Annotated in this window: 12 protein-coding genes; 5 read left to right on the top strand and 7 right to left on the bottom strand. The window is 61.7% G+C overall.

Annotated features, from left to right (window positions below; translation table 11 throughout):
• Positions 1 to 133: 133 nt before the first annotated feature.
• Positions 134 to 1,087: an NYN domain-containing protein gene (locus A4R35_RS02060; RefSeq protein ID WP_112426061.1), complete on the bottom strand. Its 954-nt coding sequence runs from the start codon at positions 1,085 to 1,087 to the stop codon at positions 134 to 136.
• Positions 1,088 to 2,227: 1,140 nt separating this feature from the next.
• On the opposite strand from A4R35_RS02060, the gene A4R35_RS02055 reads away from it, so the two are divergent.
• From A4R35_RS02055 to A4R35_RS02040, 4 genes are all read left to right on the top strand, one after another.
• Complete coding sequence (locus tag A4R35_RS02055; RefSeq protein WP_112426059.1) at positions 2,228 to 3,373, top strand: agmatinase family protein; 1,146 nt, start codon at positions 2,228 to 2,230, stop codon at positions 3,371 to 3,373.
• A 69-nt stretch (positions 3,374 to 3,442) separates the two neighbouring features.
• The gene (locus A4R35_RS02050; RefSeq protein ID WP_112426057.1) at positions 3,443 to 4,393 is read left to right on the top strand and encodes a metallophosphoesterase family protein; all 951 of its coding nucleotides are present in this window, start codon (positions 3,443 to 3,445) and stop codon (positions 4,391 to 4,393) included.
• Positions 4,394 to 4,442: 49 nt separating this feature from the next.
• Positions 4,443 to 6,026 carry an APC family permease gene (locus A4R35_RS02045; protein ID WP_189361234.1) on the top strand — a complete coding sequence of 528 codons (1,584 nt, stop codon included), beginning with the start codon at positions 4,443 to 4,445 and terminating at the stop codon, positions 6,024 to 6,026.
• A 43-nt stretch (positions 6,027 to 6,069) separates the two neighbouring features.
• A complete protein-coding gene (locus A4R35_RS02040) occupies positions 6,070 to 6,816 on the top strand; it encodes a hypothetical protein (RefSeq protein ID WP_112426053.1) in 747 nt (248 codons plus the stop codon).
• Between the two features lie 182 nt (positions 6,817 to 6,998).
• Here the strand turns inward: A4R35_RS02040 and A4R35_RS02035 are convergent, their stop codons facing one another.
• The 6 genes from A4R35_RS02035 to A4R35_RS02010 all read right to left on the bottom strand — a co-directional run bounded on the left by A4R35_RS02035 (position 6,999) and on the right by A4R35_RS02010 (position 12,921).
• The gene (locus A4R35_RS02035; protein WP_112426051.1) at positions 6,999 to 7,772 is read right to left on the bottom strand and encodes a FadR/GntR family transcriptional regulator; all 774 of its coding nucleotides are present in this window, start codon (positions 7,770 to 7,772) and stop codon (positions 6,999 to 7,001) included.
• A 4-nt stretch (positions 7,773 to 7,776) separates the two neighbouring features.
• Entirely contained in the window at positions 7,777 to 8,859 is a 1,083-nt protein-coding gene (locus A4R35_RS02030; protein ID WP_112426049.1) for an Ldh family oxidoreductase, read from the bottom strand.
• 90 nt (positions 8,860 to 8,949) lie between these two features.
• Complete coding sequence (locus A4R35_RS02025) at positions 8,950 to 9,888, bottom strand: hydroxyacid dehydrogenase (protein ID WP_223258150.1); 939 nt, start codon at positions 9,886 to 9,888, stop codon at positions 8,950 to 8,952.
• Between the two features lie 37 nt (positions 9,889 to 9,925).
• Complete coding sequence (locus A4R35_RS02020; protein WP_112426047.1) at positions 9,926 to 11,374, bottom strand: NAD-dependent succinate-semialdehyde dehydrogenase; 1,449 nt, start codon at positions 11,372 to 11,374, stop codon at positions 9,926 to 9,928.
• Positions 11,375 to 11,443: 69 nt separating this feature from the next.
• Positions 11,444 to 12,601 (bottom strand): UxaA family hydrolase, encoded by a 1,158-nt coding sequence (locus A4R35_RS02015; protein WP_112426045.1) that lies wholly within the window; start codon positions 12,599 to 12,601, stop codon positions 11,444 to 11,446.
• On the bottom strand, positions 12,583 to 12,921 hold the full coding sequence (locus A4R35_RS02010) for a UxaA family hydrolase (protein ID WP_112426043.1): 339 nt from the start codon (positions 12,919 to 12,921) through the stop codon (positions 12,583 to 12,585). The genes A4R35_RS02015 and A4R35_RS02010 overlap by 19 nt, the downstream gene beginning before the upstream one ends.
• Positions 12,922 to 13,271: 350 nt before the next feature.
• On the opposite strand from A4R35_RS02010, the gene A4R35_RS02005 reads away from it, so the two are divergent.
• The gene (locus A4R35_RS02005; RefSeq protein ID WP_112426041.1) at positions 13,272 to 14,474 is read left to right on the top strand and encodes an ROK family transcriptional regulator; all 1,203 of its coding nucleotides are present in this window, start codon (positions 13,272 to 13,274) and stop codon (positions 14,472 to 14,474) included.
• Positions 14,475 to 14,553 lie beyond the last annotated feature (79 nt).

Genomic DNA, 14,553 nt, shown 5'->3' with positions numbered 1-14,553 from the left:
TCTCCTTCAACACGTGACACATGACGTGACACATGGCTAGCTCGCTAGCCACCTGGTCAGCCAGCTCGCCCGGTCTTTCCCTCCTCCGCCCAGCGCCAAAGACGCCTTTCGGCAGCCGGGAACGTTCGATCAGTCAGCACTCCGGCTGCGGAGGAGGCTCCTGGGGCACCGAGGAGGCAGAGGCAGGCGCACACACATACCACTGTTTGCCATCGCTGCGCTGGATCTCAAGGAGACCCTCGGCTCGCGCCTGCTCCAACAGCTCCCGCAGCGAGCGAAAACCATAGGTTTTGGGCTTGAACTGAGGCGCCCGTTTGTGCAGGTGTTGCCCGAGCTGGGACTCGCTCACCCAGCCATCCTGGCGCTTGCTCACCTGAGTGGCTTCCTGATAGGCCGACAGTAACAGCTCTCTGGGCACCGTTCGGGCCGGCTGGCTCTCCTTCTCAGCAGCAGGCTGGGCCAGCTCCGATGACGCAGCCTGGGAGGGCAGAGACGGGGACGGCTCTTTCGCAGGAGCAGGCTGCTCCCTGGCAGTGACCTGGCTTTCCTGGCTTGTTGTCGGTGCCGTTTTGAGCAGCCGCAGCCGATGCAGCTGATCAGTGGTAATAAAAACGTGGCAGGCTTCGCAGAGCATCTGAGAAACCGGTGGATGGCCAATCCCCAGCACAAAGCAGCCAGCCTCGCGCAGGCGCCTGACCAGGGGCGCATAGTCGCTGTCGCTACTCACCAGACAAAAGCTGCGCAGTCCTTCAAAGAGGAGATCCATAGCGTCGACCGCCAGGGCGAGATCAACGGCGTTCTTGCCGGTCGCGGCTCGTGGAACCTGGACCTGCTGGAAGCCACAGCACTCCGCGACGGCGCGCCATGAAGCCATGCAGCCAGTAGTCCAATCCCCATAGATGCGCCGGATGGTGGGGCACCCGAACTGGCTGGCTTTGACCACGATGGCCGCCGCCCACTCTGGTCCGATATTCTCCCCATCGACGAGAAGCGCCATCACCAACTGCCGGCGGCTCAGCTGAGACAGCCTGCTCTGCCGCTTCCAATCGCCGATGAGAGCCGCAAGGAGACGAATCAGGATAGGCATGAGTCTTCTTCCCCACGTGTTGAGGAACCTCACTCGCCAGAGCAGCAAGGAGGGAGCACGGGCCGACCAGGAGCAGGCAGGCCTTGCTGCCTGTCAGGTTGCAACATCTCCTTTATCGCTTGCTGAGAGTACGGTCCCTCTTCTGGCTATCATCTTTCTTCTGTTATGCAGACAGGGGCAAAGTGATCCTGCATCGACGCCAGACTGTCAGCAAGCCAGGGTCCCTGCCTCACACCACAGGAGCAACTCCCCCTCGCCACACCGGACGGGGAAGCCATCCCCTACTCAGGGGCGCATGCAATCCATGCCCTGGGCAGCTCCTGTTGTGCCAGCCACTGGAGTTCTTCGTTGCTCGCTCGCCCCATCCTCACCAGAAATGGCAAGTAGCAGTTCTATCCCGAACCTCGATCACAGACGTTTTGTCGACTCCTGCCCCGTCCCCGGCCCCTTTGCGGTCTGAAGCAGAGAAACACTTCTGACAAGAGCATCTTCAGGACGCTGTCGCCCGTTCCTGAAGCTACCTCTTCAAGTGTAACAGCAGCCAGCCTGGCAATGAAAGGGGAAGATGATCAGGCAGCCCGGGTCAGCACCGATGGCCAGCGACGGCGCTCGTTTCCCCCAGGCTCTCCAGGGCAGGATTGTATATATTGCCCAAAACCCAGCGGCAGATCCTCGGCTAAAGTGGCCATAGCCTTCGGTCTCATTGCCTCCCTATACTCTCTATAGAGGGGGTGACGGCGCACAATCTGTGCATTTTGTCCTAAACAACGGACCTCGCGCGGAGAAGCATCGCTGTCAGAGTTGATCAGCCTCTCCCACCGGCAAGCCAGCAGCAACAGTGTGTTCCAGTTACACCTACCATTTTTAGAGGCTTTAGAAATAAAGAGCGTGCTCCTTTTGGCTGATCACCGCAAGAGAGAGCGCTCTTTTCTCGCCTGTCTACCGGTTGAGAAGGCGAGTGTCCTCGACGCTGTTCTTCGCACTTGCCGGCTTTCTCTTTATTGCCAGCGACTGGCCAGATGAGTCCAGGCCAGAGCGCCGGGCTGTAAAGGGACAACGAGCTGACCTCGACTTTGGACGTGAAAAAGGTGCGCCGTTAACCGATCACCAATGGCCACGTCTAGGGAGGGAACTGGTTTTATGAGCATCTTTCACAATCACGGCCTTAGCCATCGGGAAAGCAAGGATGCCTCCTTCAGCCGGGAAGATTTTGAGGGGTATAGCGCAGCCCAGGCGGAGGCAAAGTTACCCCAAGCCCGCAGTGAGGCGGAGATAAGTCGGGCCATCGCTCTGGGGTTAGAAGCGGCCCAGAGCATTGAGGATCGAACGATCTCCTGCTTCAGTCGCGGGGAGCTACCTCATTGGGCAGGCATCAATACATTCCTGAAGATGCCATTCCTCGAGAATGTTCATGAGGTGGATCAATATGACATCGCGATTCTGGGCGTCCCCTTTGACATCGGCACGACCTACCGACCAGGCACTCGCTTTGGGCCGCAGGCCATTCGCCGCATCTCAGCCCTCTACACGACCTACAACTACGAGCTGGGCGTTGACCTGCGCGAGCAGGTCAAAATTTGCGATCTAGGCGATGTCTTCACCGTGGCCAATATCGAAAAGAGCTTCGACCAGATCAGCAAGGCCGTCTCGTTCGTGCTGAGCAAAGGGACCATGCCCATTATCCTGGGCGGTGATCACGCCATTGGCTACCCATGCCTACGAGGAATAGCGGAGAACATCGAAGGCAACGTCGGCATTATCCACCTTGACCGCCATGTCGATACGCAAGAAAAGGACATGGATGAGCGCATGCACACGACCCCCTGGTTTCACGCGACTAATATCCCCAACGCTCCCCCCGCAAACCTGGTTCAGATTGGCATCGGCGGCTGGCAGGTCCCCCGCGCCGGCGTTGCAGTAGCACGCGAGCGAGGAACAACCATTCTGACCATTACTGATGTTGAGCGCCTGGGCATCGAGAAAGTGGCCGAGATCGCCCTGGAAGTAGCTTGGAAAGGAGCAAAGGCCGTCTATTTAAGCTTCGATATCGATTCGCTCGACGCCGGCTTTGTGCCCGGCACCGGCTGGCCAGAGCCTGGCGGCTTCCTTCCCAGGGAGGCTTTGAAGCTGCTGCAACTGGTGGCCCGGGAAGGTGTCTGCGGCATGGAGGTCGTAGAGGTCTCGCCTCCCTATGACATCAGCGATACGACAGCCCTGATGGCAGTACGCGCTATTGTCGACGTGATCGCTACGATGGTTCTTCATGGCAAGATCGGGGGCCGCTGAGCTATCCTGCGCCTGCCGCTTTGCAGTCCAGGATCAGTGACATGATTCGTTCGATAACGGAGGCAAAGGATGACCCGCGGAACGCGGATCTTCTACGCGAGCGATATCCACGGCTCGGAACGCTGCTTCTTGAAGTTCCTCAACGCTGCTCAGTTCTATAAGGCTCATGTGCTCATCCTTGGCGGCGATATCACTGGCAAGATTGTGGTGCCTCTTCTTCGCCGCGATGGTGGCTACGAGGCCAATTTCCTTGGGCGCATTCAGCGAGCTGAGACGAGCGACGAGCTGCAAGCCTTGGAAAAGGCTATTCGTTTCAATGGCTTCTACCCCGTGCGCCTGGAACAGGATGAGTATGAGGCTATCCTAGCTGATAAAGCCAAACAGAGCGCCCTCTTCGAACGGCTCGTCGTGGAAACGCTTGAACGCTGGCTGACCATCGCAGAGGAGCGCCTGCAACACCTGGGGGTGCGCTGCTTCATCAATCCGGGCAACGATGATGAGTGGATCGTGGATCGCGTTCTGGGACAGACACAGTACGTGAAGAACGCTGACGGACAGGTCACTGCTCTGGACGACGAACATGAGATGATCGTGGTCGGCTATAGCAATCGCACCCCTTTCGATAGCCCGCGCGAGCTGCCAGAAGAGGAGCTGGAAGCCCTGATCGTCCGCCTCGCCGATCAGTTGGCTCATCCAGAACGCGCGATCTTTACCTTGCACGTTCCCCCTCACGGCTCAGGACTGGATCACGCCCCCCTGCTCCGCGATGGACAGGTGGTGACACGCGCCGGTCACACGGTGATGACCCCCGTGGGCAGCCTGGCTGTGCGTCGGACCATTGAGCGCTATCAGCCATTGCTGGGACTGCATGGGCATGTCCACGAGTCGCGCGGCGCACGCAAGCTGGGCCGTACCTTGTGCTTGAATCCAGGCAGCGAGTACGGCGAAGGCGTCCTGCATGGCGCAATCATTCAGCTCGCCCGGGACCGCGTGGCTGGCTATCAACTGGTGACCGCATGACGGTCACCCGGTTGATTGGATGACTGTATCTATGAAGGAGCGTCCCCCTATGGTCAGCACTTTCTCTCGAAAAGCAACAGGGCTGGTGCGCCAGGCCAAGGCTTCAGATGTCTTCATCTACAATGTGAACTTCATCAACATCGCCATCGGGGTGGCCTTCATGTTCCTCTTCCTCCCGACCGATGCTTACCCCGGTGCCAACATGTATCTGGCCACGCTGCTCTGCTTCGTAGCAGTCCTGCCCTGTAGCCTGGTCTATGCCATGTTCGCCAGCGCCATGCCGCGCTCGGGCGGCGAATATGTCTACGTCAGCCGCTCGCTCTCACCGGTCTGGGGCTTCGTCGCCAACTGGAATTACACGCTTTGGAGCTTTCTTTATATTGGCGTGCCTGCGGCTTTCCTGGGTAAGTATGGCATCTCCGCCCTCTGCCGTAGTCTGAGTGTCTATTTTCATGCTCCAGCGCTGGCGACCATCGGCAACTGGTTCACGACTCCCACCGGAGTCTTCTTAACAGGGGGCCTGCTGATTCTCGCCTACGTGGTCGTCTTTTCGATCGGCATCAACACCTATATGACCCTGCAGCGCTGGCTCTTTATTGTGGCCTCTGCCGGGTTGGTGGTGATTGGCTTGGTCTTCCTCCTTCGCGCCAACAGCCTGGTCACAGCCTTCAATAGCTATCTGGCTCCCTTCACTGGCCTGAGTGACACCTACCACTACTTGCTCAGGAATGCTGGAAGCTCCCCATCTTCTTCCCTGAACTGGCTGTCAACTATCGCTGGCATGACCTGGCCTTTCAGCGTGCTTGGCTTCAGTATCGCCTCGGCCTACATCGGCGGCGAAATCAAAGGGGCGAACCGCGCCCAGATGCTCGGCATGCCAGGCTCGCTCATCTACTCGACTGTCTGGATTCTGCTGCTGGTCTGGGCCGCTTTGCATGCTGCTGCCCTGCCTTTCTGGCGCGCTTTGGACAGCGCCGATCTGGCAGCGCTGCATCTGAGCTTTATTCCGACGTTCGCAGAAATTGCGACGATGCTCACCCATAATCTGCTCCTGATATTGTTGATGGGTGTCGGCTTTGCTCTCTGGACGTTCGCCTGGCTGCCGATCTATATCCTGACAACGACGCGCAATTTGATGGCCTGGGCCCTGGATGGTCTGGCCCCTGGGCGTCTGGCCGAGGTCAGCGAGCGCACGCATGCCCCGATCTGGTCAATCGGGCTTTCGGGTCTGCTCGGTCTGGTGCTGCTGGCGGTCTATGCCTACGACCCTTCGTTCGCAACCATTGCCGGCTTCTTCGGTCAGGTGTTTACTTTCATCTTGACCTCGATCGCCGCCATCGTCTTCCCGCTCCGGCAGCGGGAAATGTTCGAGGCCTCACCGGTAAACTGGCGTTTGGGACGCCTGCCCTTGCTCTCTGTGCTGGGAGGGATCAGCGTGGTGGGCCTCTTAGTCATCGAGTGGGCTTTCCTTCTGGACCCCAATTCGGGCATCAGTTTCGCGCAGCCAACCATGCTTCTGATCAATATTGCCGTCTTCCTATCCGGCTTCCTTTACTATGCCGCAGTGCGCTGGCTGCGCGCGCGCCAGGGTATCGATCTCGATCTTGTGTTCCAGGAAATTCCCCCAGAGTAAGCGTTGCTAACGCTCTCGATTACTTCGCCAGGAGCAAACAACAATGGAGACGAGTCTGCCAACGAGCCACTGGTCGAAGACGTTGCTAGAAACCCTCGTGACGGGACCCGACATCGGTGCCCGTCTGCTCGGCGGCCACGCAGTGCAGTTCCATGCCGCGCGCGCTCAGGTCCCCCCCTCTCTACTGCGACAGCCCGGCGATCTCGATCTCTTCACGACCAGCTCTCAACGCCGCCGTGTGCAGCAGTGGCTGGAAGAGCTGGGCCTCCTCCCGAACAAGTCTTTCAACGTGCTGCATGGCCGCTATCGCCTGATGTATCTCGCTAAAGGCGAAAAAGTGGATATATTCATTGACGAATTTCAGATGTGTCACCGCCTCGCCTTCTCCGATCGTCTGGCCCTCCAACCTGTGACGCTCCCGCTCGCTGATCTTTTACTGACGAAGCTTCAAATCGTGGAGCTGACGGAGAAGGATATGCGGGATGCGCTCGCCCTGATGTTAGCCGCTCCCTGGGGCACACACGATGAACCGGGCCTGCTGAATGTCAATCGCATTGCCACCCTGCTGGCTCGCGACTGGGGACTCTGGAAGACGGTGACGACGAATCTGGCTGTCCTACGAGGACGCGCTGCTCTTCTGGTCGAGGATCATGAGGCTCTGGCACTACTGCATGATCGCCTCCTGCAGCTGCAGGAGGCGATCGAAGCCGCTCGCAAAGGCTGGCGCTGGCGTTGGCGGGCCATCATCGGCGAGCGTGTGCGCTGGTACGAACTGCCAGAAGAGCCATAGTTGTCTATAGTTTCCTCTGGGAAGCTAATAGAGAGGAGGAGGAGGAGGAGGAGGAGATAGAGATAACAGAGGCCTTAGCTATCAAATCATGACGCTGGCCTCTCGTCGGATGATTCCGATGCACAAGTTGGAACAACTGGCTCGATGCGATCAGGCTCGTCCCTCTGTCGCGTCGATAGGTTTCAGCTGTCCTGCGTCTGAGCGGGCTGGTTCCGATCCTGGGCCTCCAGACTGTGGACGATGGCCTGTTCAACATCGTCGAGATGAGCGATCATAGAAGCGCGGGCAGCCAGTGGATCATGAGCGGCAATCGCCTCGACGATGGCTGCATGCTGTTCGAGTGAGCGCTTGATGCGTTCCGGCAAGACCAGGCTGCGACTGCGTGCGGTCGCCAACTCATCCAGCAGGGAGGCCATGAGCAGCACGAGCAGGCGATTGGCTGTACTGGCAGCAATCAAGGCATGGAGTTGCCCATCCAGCTCGCTGATGAGCGCCCGGTCAACCTCCTCAGCGGTGCGCAGGGCGCGATCCCTGGCGAGGACGGTCTGCATTTCTGCAATCTGCTCCGGTTGTGCACGCAGGGCCGCCCACTCGGCTGCCGCCCCCTCCAGTACGCGGCGGATCTCGAAGAGCTGACGAATGCGCGCCACGCTCTCCTCCTCCGTCTCGCGAGCCTCCAGAGCCAGCGAGAGGCGCTGCGCCGTGGCCTGCAGCGATCCCCCAACTACAAAGACCCCACGACCATGCCGCGCCTCCACCAGGCCGAGCGCCGCCAGTGTATGCAGCGCCTCCCGCAGCGCCGTGCGGCTCACTCGCAACTGAGCGGCCAGCTCCCGCTCCGGCGGCAGGCGCTCGCCAGGCGTCAGCACACCCTGCTCCACCAGGTCACGAATATAGGAAACGATGCGCCCCTCCAGGCTGCGATGATCATCCTGTACCGGTTGAAAGACCCCCATTGCTCTACGGTGCCCTCCATGCAAGTGGCCTGACGCCAAGCTCCGCACTGAGCGCGTCCAGCTCGGCGAGTGTCGCCGGATCAAGGGGAATGCCCTGAGCCAGGCGCCGGGTCCGCGTCGCCGCCCGCCGCGCCCCAGGGATGCGGATCTCCTCGCCGGGAGCAGCAGGCTCCTGCTGGAGCGCCTCCAGCAGGCTCCCCAGGCGCTGCCGATAGATCTCCTGGGGCATCAGCGCCGGCAGAGAGAGCGCCAGACACCAGAGGCCCGCGTCGGTCGGCCCCGTCCAGTCCTCATACGGCGAGCGTACATGCGGTCCCCAACTTGAACCTGGCACGATCGCCGAGAGGATCTCGATCATGAGCGCAAGGGCGTAGCCTTTGGGGCCAGCCATCGGCAGCACAGCCCCGGCCAGTGCCGCCCGAGCATCCGTCGTAGGACGCCCCTCAGCGTCAACGGCCCACCCCTCGGGGATCGCATGTCCCTCACGAGCGGCCATGATAATATTACCACGCGCCACAACGGTCGTCGCCATATCGATCACCACCGGCGGCTCGCCCGGCGCCGCGCCGGGTGCGGCGAAGGCCAGCGGATTGGTGCCGAGAAAAGCCCGGCGCCCACCCCAGGGCGGCATGGCCGGCGGCGTATTACAGACCATCAGCGCCAGACAGTCAGCCTCGGTCGCGCGCTCGACATAGGCCGAGAGCGCTGCCGCATGATTGGTATGGGCGACCGCCACCATGCCCGTCCCCTGGCTGCGGGCCAGGCGGACCGCCTCGTCCATCGCCGCCACGGCAGCGACTGGGCCAAGGGCGTTATCCGCATCGAGCAGGGCCACCGCCGGCGCCGGGTGGCTCCAGCGCAATCGGGGACGGGCGGCGGCCAGACCGGCGCGCACTCGCCGCGCATAGAGAGCCAGACGAGAAACTCCGTGCGTATCAATCCCCTCTAGATTGGCCGTTACCAGCGCCCAGGCCACCGTGCGCGCGTCGGCGCCCGGTAGTCCGACGGCCTCCATGACAGCCGTGGCAAACCGCTCCAGTTCCGCGGCCTCCACCAAAGCCGGTGCCACGCCAGCCGCATCTGTCATCGTTTTCTCCCCCTTTCGCGGCAGAAACTTCCCCCCCTTAGTGGAGAAGAGACCACCTCTCAGGCGAGTCGCAGCTATATTCTCGCCTGCTTACCTGACCGAGAGGGCGGCTAAGCGCTGCAGGACCTCCGTGACCACCAGGCGCGAGGTCCGTTCCTGGGCATCCGCCGTCAGGCCAGCGATATGCGGCGTGAGCAGCACCGCAGAGCAGGAGCGCAAAGGACTCTCCGCTGGCAGCGGCTCCTCCTCAGTGACGTCCAGCACGGCATAGCGTAACCGCCCGGCGGTGAGTGCCTCGACCAGCGCGCTTTCATCGACGATGCCACCACGCGCCGTATTGATCAGAACGGCCTGGGGACGCATCAGAGCCAGCCGCTCGGCGTCGAGCAGATGGTAGGTCTCCGGCGAGAGAGGCACATGTACGCTCACCACATCGGCCTGTGCCAGCACCTCGCTGAGCGAGAGCAGACGAATACCCAGCTCCGCCGGCGCATAGTCATAGGGGCCGATAAAGGGATCGTAGCCGATCACGCTCATTCCAAAAGCCTGCGCCCGCCTGGCCACCCGCCTCCCGATCTCTCCTACACCAACCAGGCCCAGGGTACGCCCCCATAGCTCTGTCCCGCCGAGCCGCTCCCGCTCCCACTTGCCGGCCCGCACACTGGCATCCGCCGCCGCCAGGTTGCGCGTCACCTGCAACATGGCAGCCATGACATACTCAGCAACGGCAATGGCATTGGCATTGCGCGCTGTCACCAGCCCGATCCCCCGCGATTGAAGTGCCTCCAGGTCGATATTGTCAAGTCCCACCCCCAGGCGCCCAACCACTCGCAGGCGAGGGGCCGCCTCCAGCAGCGAGGCCGTGACTCGCGTCTGATTGCGCACAATGAGCGCATCCGCCTCGGCCACCAGCTCCCGCAGACGCTCAGGATCACGCCAGAGCATGGGATCAAAGCAAAGCGTGTGGCCAGAGGCCGCCAGCAATTCGGGGCCGGGCGAGGCCAGCCACTCACTGACAACAATCAACACCGTGCTTCCTCCTTTGGTCGAGGCTGTCAGCAGGCGCTCACCACTCACAGCTGAGATATTTGACCTCTTGAAACTCATCCAGACCCTCGTGTGAGCCTTCGCGCCCCAGGCCGCTCTGCTTCAGGCCGCCCATTGGGGCATAGGCTACCGAGGGCAGGGGCGAGTTCAAGCCAATGATGCCAGCTTCCAGGGCTTCCGCCACACGCCAGGCCCGCTCAAGCTGGCGCGTATAGAAATAGGCCGCCAGCCCCATTTCACAGGCGTTCGCCCGCCCAATGACCTCCTCTTCCGTTTCGAACGGGAAAACGAGCGCCACAGGACCAAAGACCTCCTCCTGAGCCAGCGCACTCTCGACAGAGAGATCGACCAGGAGCGCCGGCGCGACGAAGCTTCCCTGGGCAGGAACCGCCACCGCTTCGGTGACAACACGGGCCCCCTGCGCTTGAGCCTCCTCCACCAGTCTGGTAAGCGCATGCTGGCGCTGCTCGTCGATCACTGGGCCGAGATCAGGGATCGGCTCCTGAACGGGATTGCCGACGCGCATGGCGTTGATACGGGCCGCGAAGCGCTCGACAAACTCGGCGAAGATCGGCGCCTCCACGAAAAAGCGATTGGCCGCGATGCATGACTGCCCATTGTTGCGGAACTTGGCGAGCATGGCCCCCTCGACTGCGCGCTCCAGATCGGCATCGGCGAAGACGATAAAGGGCGCGTTGCCGCCCAGCTCCAGCAGAGGACGAACTATCCGCTCAGCAGCCTGACGCATAATCTGGCGCCCAACCTCGGTCGAACCGGTGAAGCTGACGACACGCACGGAGGGATGTTGCAACAAGGTTTCCGTGATCTCCGCCGCCGGCCCGTGAACCAGATTGGCCACGCCAGGCGGCAGGCCCGCCTCGTGCAGGCAGCGAAAGAGTTCGATCACAGCCAGCGGCGCCTTCTCCGAGGGGCGCGAGACGACCGTGCAGCCAGCAGCCAGGGCAGCAGCGATCTTGCGCGCCTGAATCGAGACCGGGAAGTTCCACGGCGTTAAGCAGAGCGCCACCCCGCAGGGCTGCCGCAGGGTAAGCTGCCGCCGCTGAGGAGTCTCAGGACGCAGCAGCTCACCCGCTGGGCGTCGCACCTGCTCGGCGAACCAGCGCAGATATTCCACTGCAAAGCGTACCTCTGCCACGGCCTCGGGCAAACGCTTGCCCGATTCCAGTGCCAGCAGGTAGCCGATGCGTTCGGCCCGCTCTTGCAACAAGAGACTGGCCCGCAAGAGGAGGTCGGCCCGCGCCCGCGCCGGCAGGCCCGCCCAGGACGGAAAAGCATCCTGCGCGGCGGCGGCTGCCGCCAGCGCCTCGGCTCGACCGCCATAGCCAATAGTGGCCACCAGCGAGCCATTGGCAGGATTGCACACCTCTCGCCGGCGGCCCTCAGCAGGAGGGCACCACTCGCCAGCGATATAGAGGGAGGCAGTCGATGAAAGATCGTGATCAGCCATAGCGATGCCTTGTCCTTCTATGGTAGCTAGCTGCTCCCTGCAGCAGGGTTTTCCTCTTGATCCAGGCACTCAGGCGCTGCGGTAGAGTTTCGTCAACACAAATTCGCGGTGGCCCAGGGCCTCAGCACAGGTCAGACGGCCATTGATGGTGCGATCAATGAGGGCCATCAGTTGATCCCCTGCTTCGCGCAGACCATACTCGCGCCGGAGAAGGCCCGAGACGTCGAGATCAATGTGCTCGGCCATCGTCTGCGCTGTCAGGGGATTGGCCGTAATCTTAATCACGGGCACAATCGGATGGCCAACAATATTGCCCTGACCCGTAGGGAACAAATGTAAGACGGCGCCCGCCGCTCCCATCAGGGTGATGAACTCGGCAGCCGCCGACGAAGAATCCATGAAATTGAGGCCACGCCTGGTCGGGGCCTGGGCCGGCTCCAGGGCATCTACTACCGGTACAGTGCCGGTTTTGGCAATATTGCCGAGGGCCTTCTCTTCGATGGTGCTCAGACCACCGCGGATGTTGCCCTGCGTCGGCTGCGATCCCAGCAGGTTGGCCCCGCTGGCCTCGATCTCCCGAATGTAGTCATCGTACATGGCCTGGAAACGGGAGCGTACAGCCTCGTCGATGCAGCGCTGGGCGATCAGGTGCTCACCTCCCGTCAGCTCTGAGGTCTCGCCGAAGATGACTGTCCCCCCCGCCTGCACATGACGATCAACGACCTGGGCCACCGTCGGGCAGGAGGCCAGCCCGGTGGTGGTGTCGGACTCGCCACACTTGATGCTGATGATGATCTCTTCCCGTTCCACAGGCTCTCGACGCAGCTCCGAGGCATCTTGCAGCATGAGCTGTGCCACACGAGCCGCCCTCTCCAGGGTCTTCAGGTCGCCAAAACGCTCGATGGAGAGACCTTCGACTGGCTTGCCGCTCGGGGCGATACCTTCAACGATGCGCTGGGTCCAGTTCGGCTCAATGCCAATGACAACCACCGCCGCGACGTTCGGGTTGGCTCCGGTCCCCGCCAGGGTGCGAAAGGTCAGCTCCAGGTCGGCGCCGTACTGCAGTCGCCCATAGGCATGGGGCAGGGCCAGGGTTCCGGGTACCGTACGCGCCACTGCCTCGCAGACGGCATTGGAGAGGTCGTCAACGGGCAAAATAACGACGTGGTTACGAATGCCTACACGACCGTCAGGACGACGGTAGCCGCTTAAATGCTGTTCTGCCATCGCGCGCTCCTGATGTTGTGAGTGTGGACATGCTGCCCGGCCTGAATAGGTCGGCGCGCCAGCCCGATCGGCAAACCATATTCGATCACCACCTGCCCCTCGTCCAGGTCGCTGAGGGCTACTTTGTGCCCCAGAGGGATGGCTTCCAAAACGCTGATGGTGATCTCGCGCTCACTGTCCATGTAGACAGCAAGATGGCGACCCGGCTGCACATCTTGAACAGCGACGGCAACATGGTCGCCTTCGTTGTGAATAAGAAAACCAGGCGCCGCCGACGCGCCGCGTCGCTCTTCCAGGGCCTGGCTGTCAGCCTGGCTCATGCTAACGCTCCCCGCTTGTTTTTCTCTTCTTTAGAGGGGTCAACGGCTTCTGAAGCCGCCAGACTTCCCTGGGGTCCTCTCTTTCCCTCCTCAATTCGAGAGGTAGGAGGTATGACCACACGATGAGGAGTATAGTTGCCTCCGAGAGGGTTGTCAAGGGCTGTGGCCCTCGCGCCACTTACCAGCGGCGAGTACCGTCTCTCCATTCCCAGCAGGGTCTGGGGGTCATCCTTATCTTTCCAGTGGGGCATCCAAACCCTTGACAGGGTGTCCCATCGCCGGGTATAGTCTTGAACAAGGGTTTAAATTAATTAAGTAAATCAATTTAAGGCGCGGCGAGAGGAGGAGCGATGACCACCAGTCTGACGCGGCATGGGTTACGCGAGGTCAACCGGGAGCAGGTGCTGCGCATCATCTTGCGCGAGGGGCCACTGGCGCGGATCGACCTGGCGCACCGCACCGGCCTGACCGCTGCCGCCATCAGCAACATTACGCGTGAACTGATCGAGGACGGATTGTTGCGCGAGGTTGGTCCAGCGCGAGGGAAGCGTGTGGGGGCGAGCGCCATCCTGCTAGACCTGCCCGAGGACGGACCCATTATTGGAGCAGTGCACCAGGGAGTGAGCGCGATACGTCTGGCGCTGTGCACTCTGCGCGGGCGTGTTTTGGTCCGCAGCCAGGTCAGCACCCCGCGCCCTCTCAGTCCTGGCGAGACGGTCGCCCTGATTGGCCAGAAGCTGCACGATCTGCTGGCCGACAACGAATATACGAAAACCTCTCTCCTTGGAGTGGGGGCGGGAGTCGTTGGCCTGGTTGACAGCGAGCGAGCCCTGGTCAAGCGGGCTCCGCGTCTTGGCTGGGAAAAGGTCCCTTTAGGCGATTTACTGGCTGAGCGGCTGGGATGCCCGGTAGCGCTGGATAACAACGTGCGAGCAATGGCTCTGGGTGAGGCCCTGCTGGGTCAGGGGCGCTTCTGGCCGGACTTTGCCTTTGTCTATGTTGGCACCGGCATTGGCTCCGGGCTGATCATCAACGGCTACCCCTATCGCGGGGCACACGGCAGCGCCGGTGAGATCGGTCACATCACTGTCGACCCGGAGGGTGAGCGCTGTGCCTGCGGCAATCGCGGCTGTCTGGAGACTATCGCCGCCGAGCCAGCCATTGTGCGTCTGGCCAGCCTGCAGGGCCTGGCCCTCCAATCGGAGACGGCCAGTCCAAAGGAAGCCGTGCGTCGCCTGGCCTCGCTCGCGCGCCAGGGGGATGAAGTGGCCCGTGCTGTTGTCCGCACCTGTGGCGAATCGCTGGGCATCGCCCTCTCAACGCTCACCGATATTTTGAACCCGAGCCGCATCGTACTGCACGGCGCGATCGCTGAGGCAGGTGATCTCTTCTTCTCTGCCGTTGCCACCTGTTTACACCAGCGCGCCTTCCTGACCAGAGACGAAACCATAGAGCTGGTAGCGCCCACCTTTGGAGAAGATGCCGGCCTAGTTGGGGCTGCCAGCGTCGCCCTTGAGGCCCTGGTACTGCGAGCTGCGGGGCGCGAGCGCTGACCCGCGTCCGAGGCGAACCGGGACGCGAGGGCAAGATCAGGTTGTCACGTCAGGCCAAGTCGGGCAGCCCTGTCTTGGC

The organism is Thermogemmatispora tikiterensis (assembly GCF_003268475.1).
Taxonomy (GTDB): domain Bacteria; phylum Chloroflexota; class Ktedonobacteria; order Ktedonobacterales; family Ktedonobacteraceae; genus Thermogemmatispora; species Thermogemmatispora tikiterensis.
The sequence above is the reverse complement of the archived record's forward strand: the minus strand, read 5'-3'. Positions and strand labels throughout refer to the sequence as shown.

What these genes read in the sequence shown, in the direction of transcription:
- A4R35_RS02060 (WP_112426061.1), bottom strand. Translation starts at nt 1,087, where the DNA reads ATGCCTATCCTGATTCGTCTCCTTGCGGCTCTCATCGGCGATTGGAAG.
- A4R35_RS02055 (WP_112426059.1), top strand. Translation starts at nt 2,228, where the DNA reads ATGAGCATCTTTCACAATCACGGCCTTAGCCATCGGGAAAGCAAGGAT.
- A4R35_RS02050 (WP_112426057.1), top strand. Translation starts at nt 3,443, where the DNA reads ATGACCCGCGGAACGCGGATCTTCTACGCGAGCGATATCCACGGCTCG.
- A4R35_RS02045 (WP_189361234.1), top strand. Translation starts at nt 4,443, where the DNA reads ATGGTCAGCACTTTCTCTCGAAAAGCAACAGGGCTGGTGCGCCAGGCC.
- A4R35_RS02040 (WP_112426053.1), top strand. Translation starts at nt 6,070, where the DNA reads ATGGAGACGAGTCTGCCAACGAGCCACTGGTCGAAGACGTTGCTAGAA.
- A4R35_RS02035 (WP_112426051.1), bottom strand. Translation starts at nt 7,772, where the DNA reads ATGGGGGTCTTTCAACCGGTACAGGATGATCATCGCAGCCTGGAGGGG.
- A4R35_RS02030 (WP_112426049.1), bottom strand. Translation starts at nt 8,859, where the DNA reads ATGACAGATGCGGCTGGCGTGGCACCGGCTTTGGTGGAGGCCGCGGAA.
- A4R35_RS02020 (WP_112426047.1), bottom strand. Translation starts at nt 11,374, where the DNA reads ATGGCTGATCACGATCTTTCATCGACTGCCTCCCTCTATATCGCTGGC.
- A4R35_RS02015 (WP_112426045.1), bottom strand. Translation starts at nt 12,601, where the DNA reads ATGGCAGAACAGCATTTAAGCGGCTACCGTCGTCCTGACGGTCGTGTA.
- A4R35_RS02010 (WP_112426043.1), bottom strand. Translation starts at nt 12,921, where the DNA reads ATGAGCCAGGCTGACAGCCAGGCCCTGGAAGAGCGACGCGGCGCGTCG.
- A4R35_RS02005 (WP_112426041.1), top strand. Translation starts at nt 13,272, where the DNA reads ATGACCACCAGTCTGACGCGGCATGGGTTACGCGAGGTCAACCGGGAG.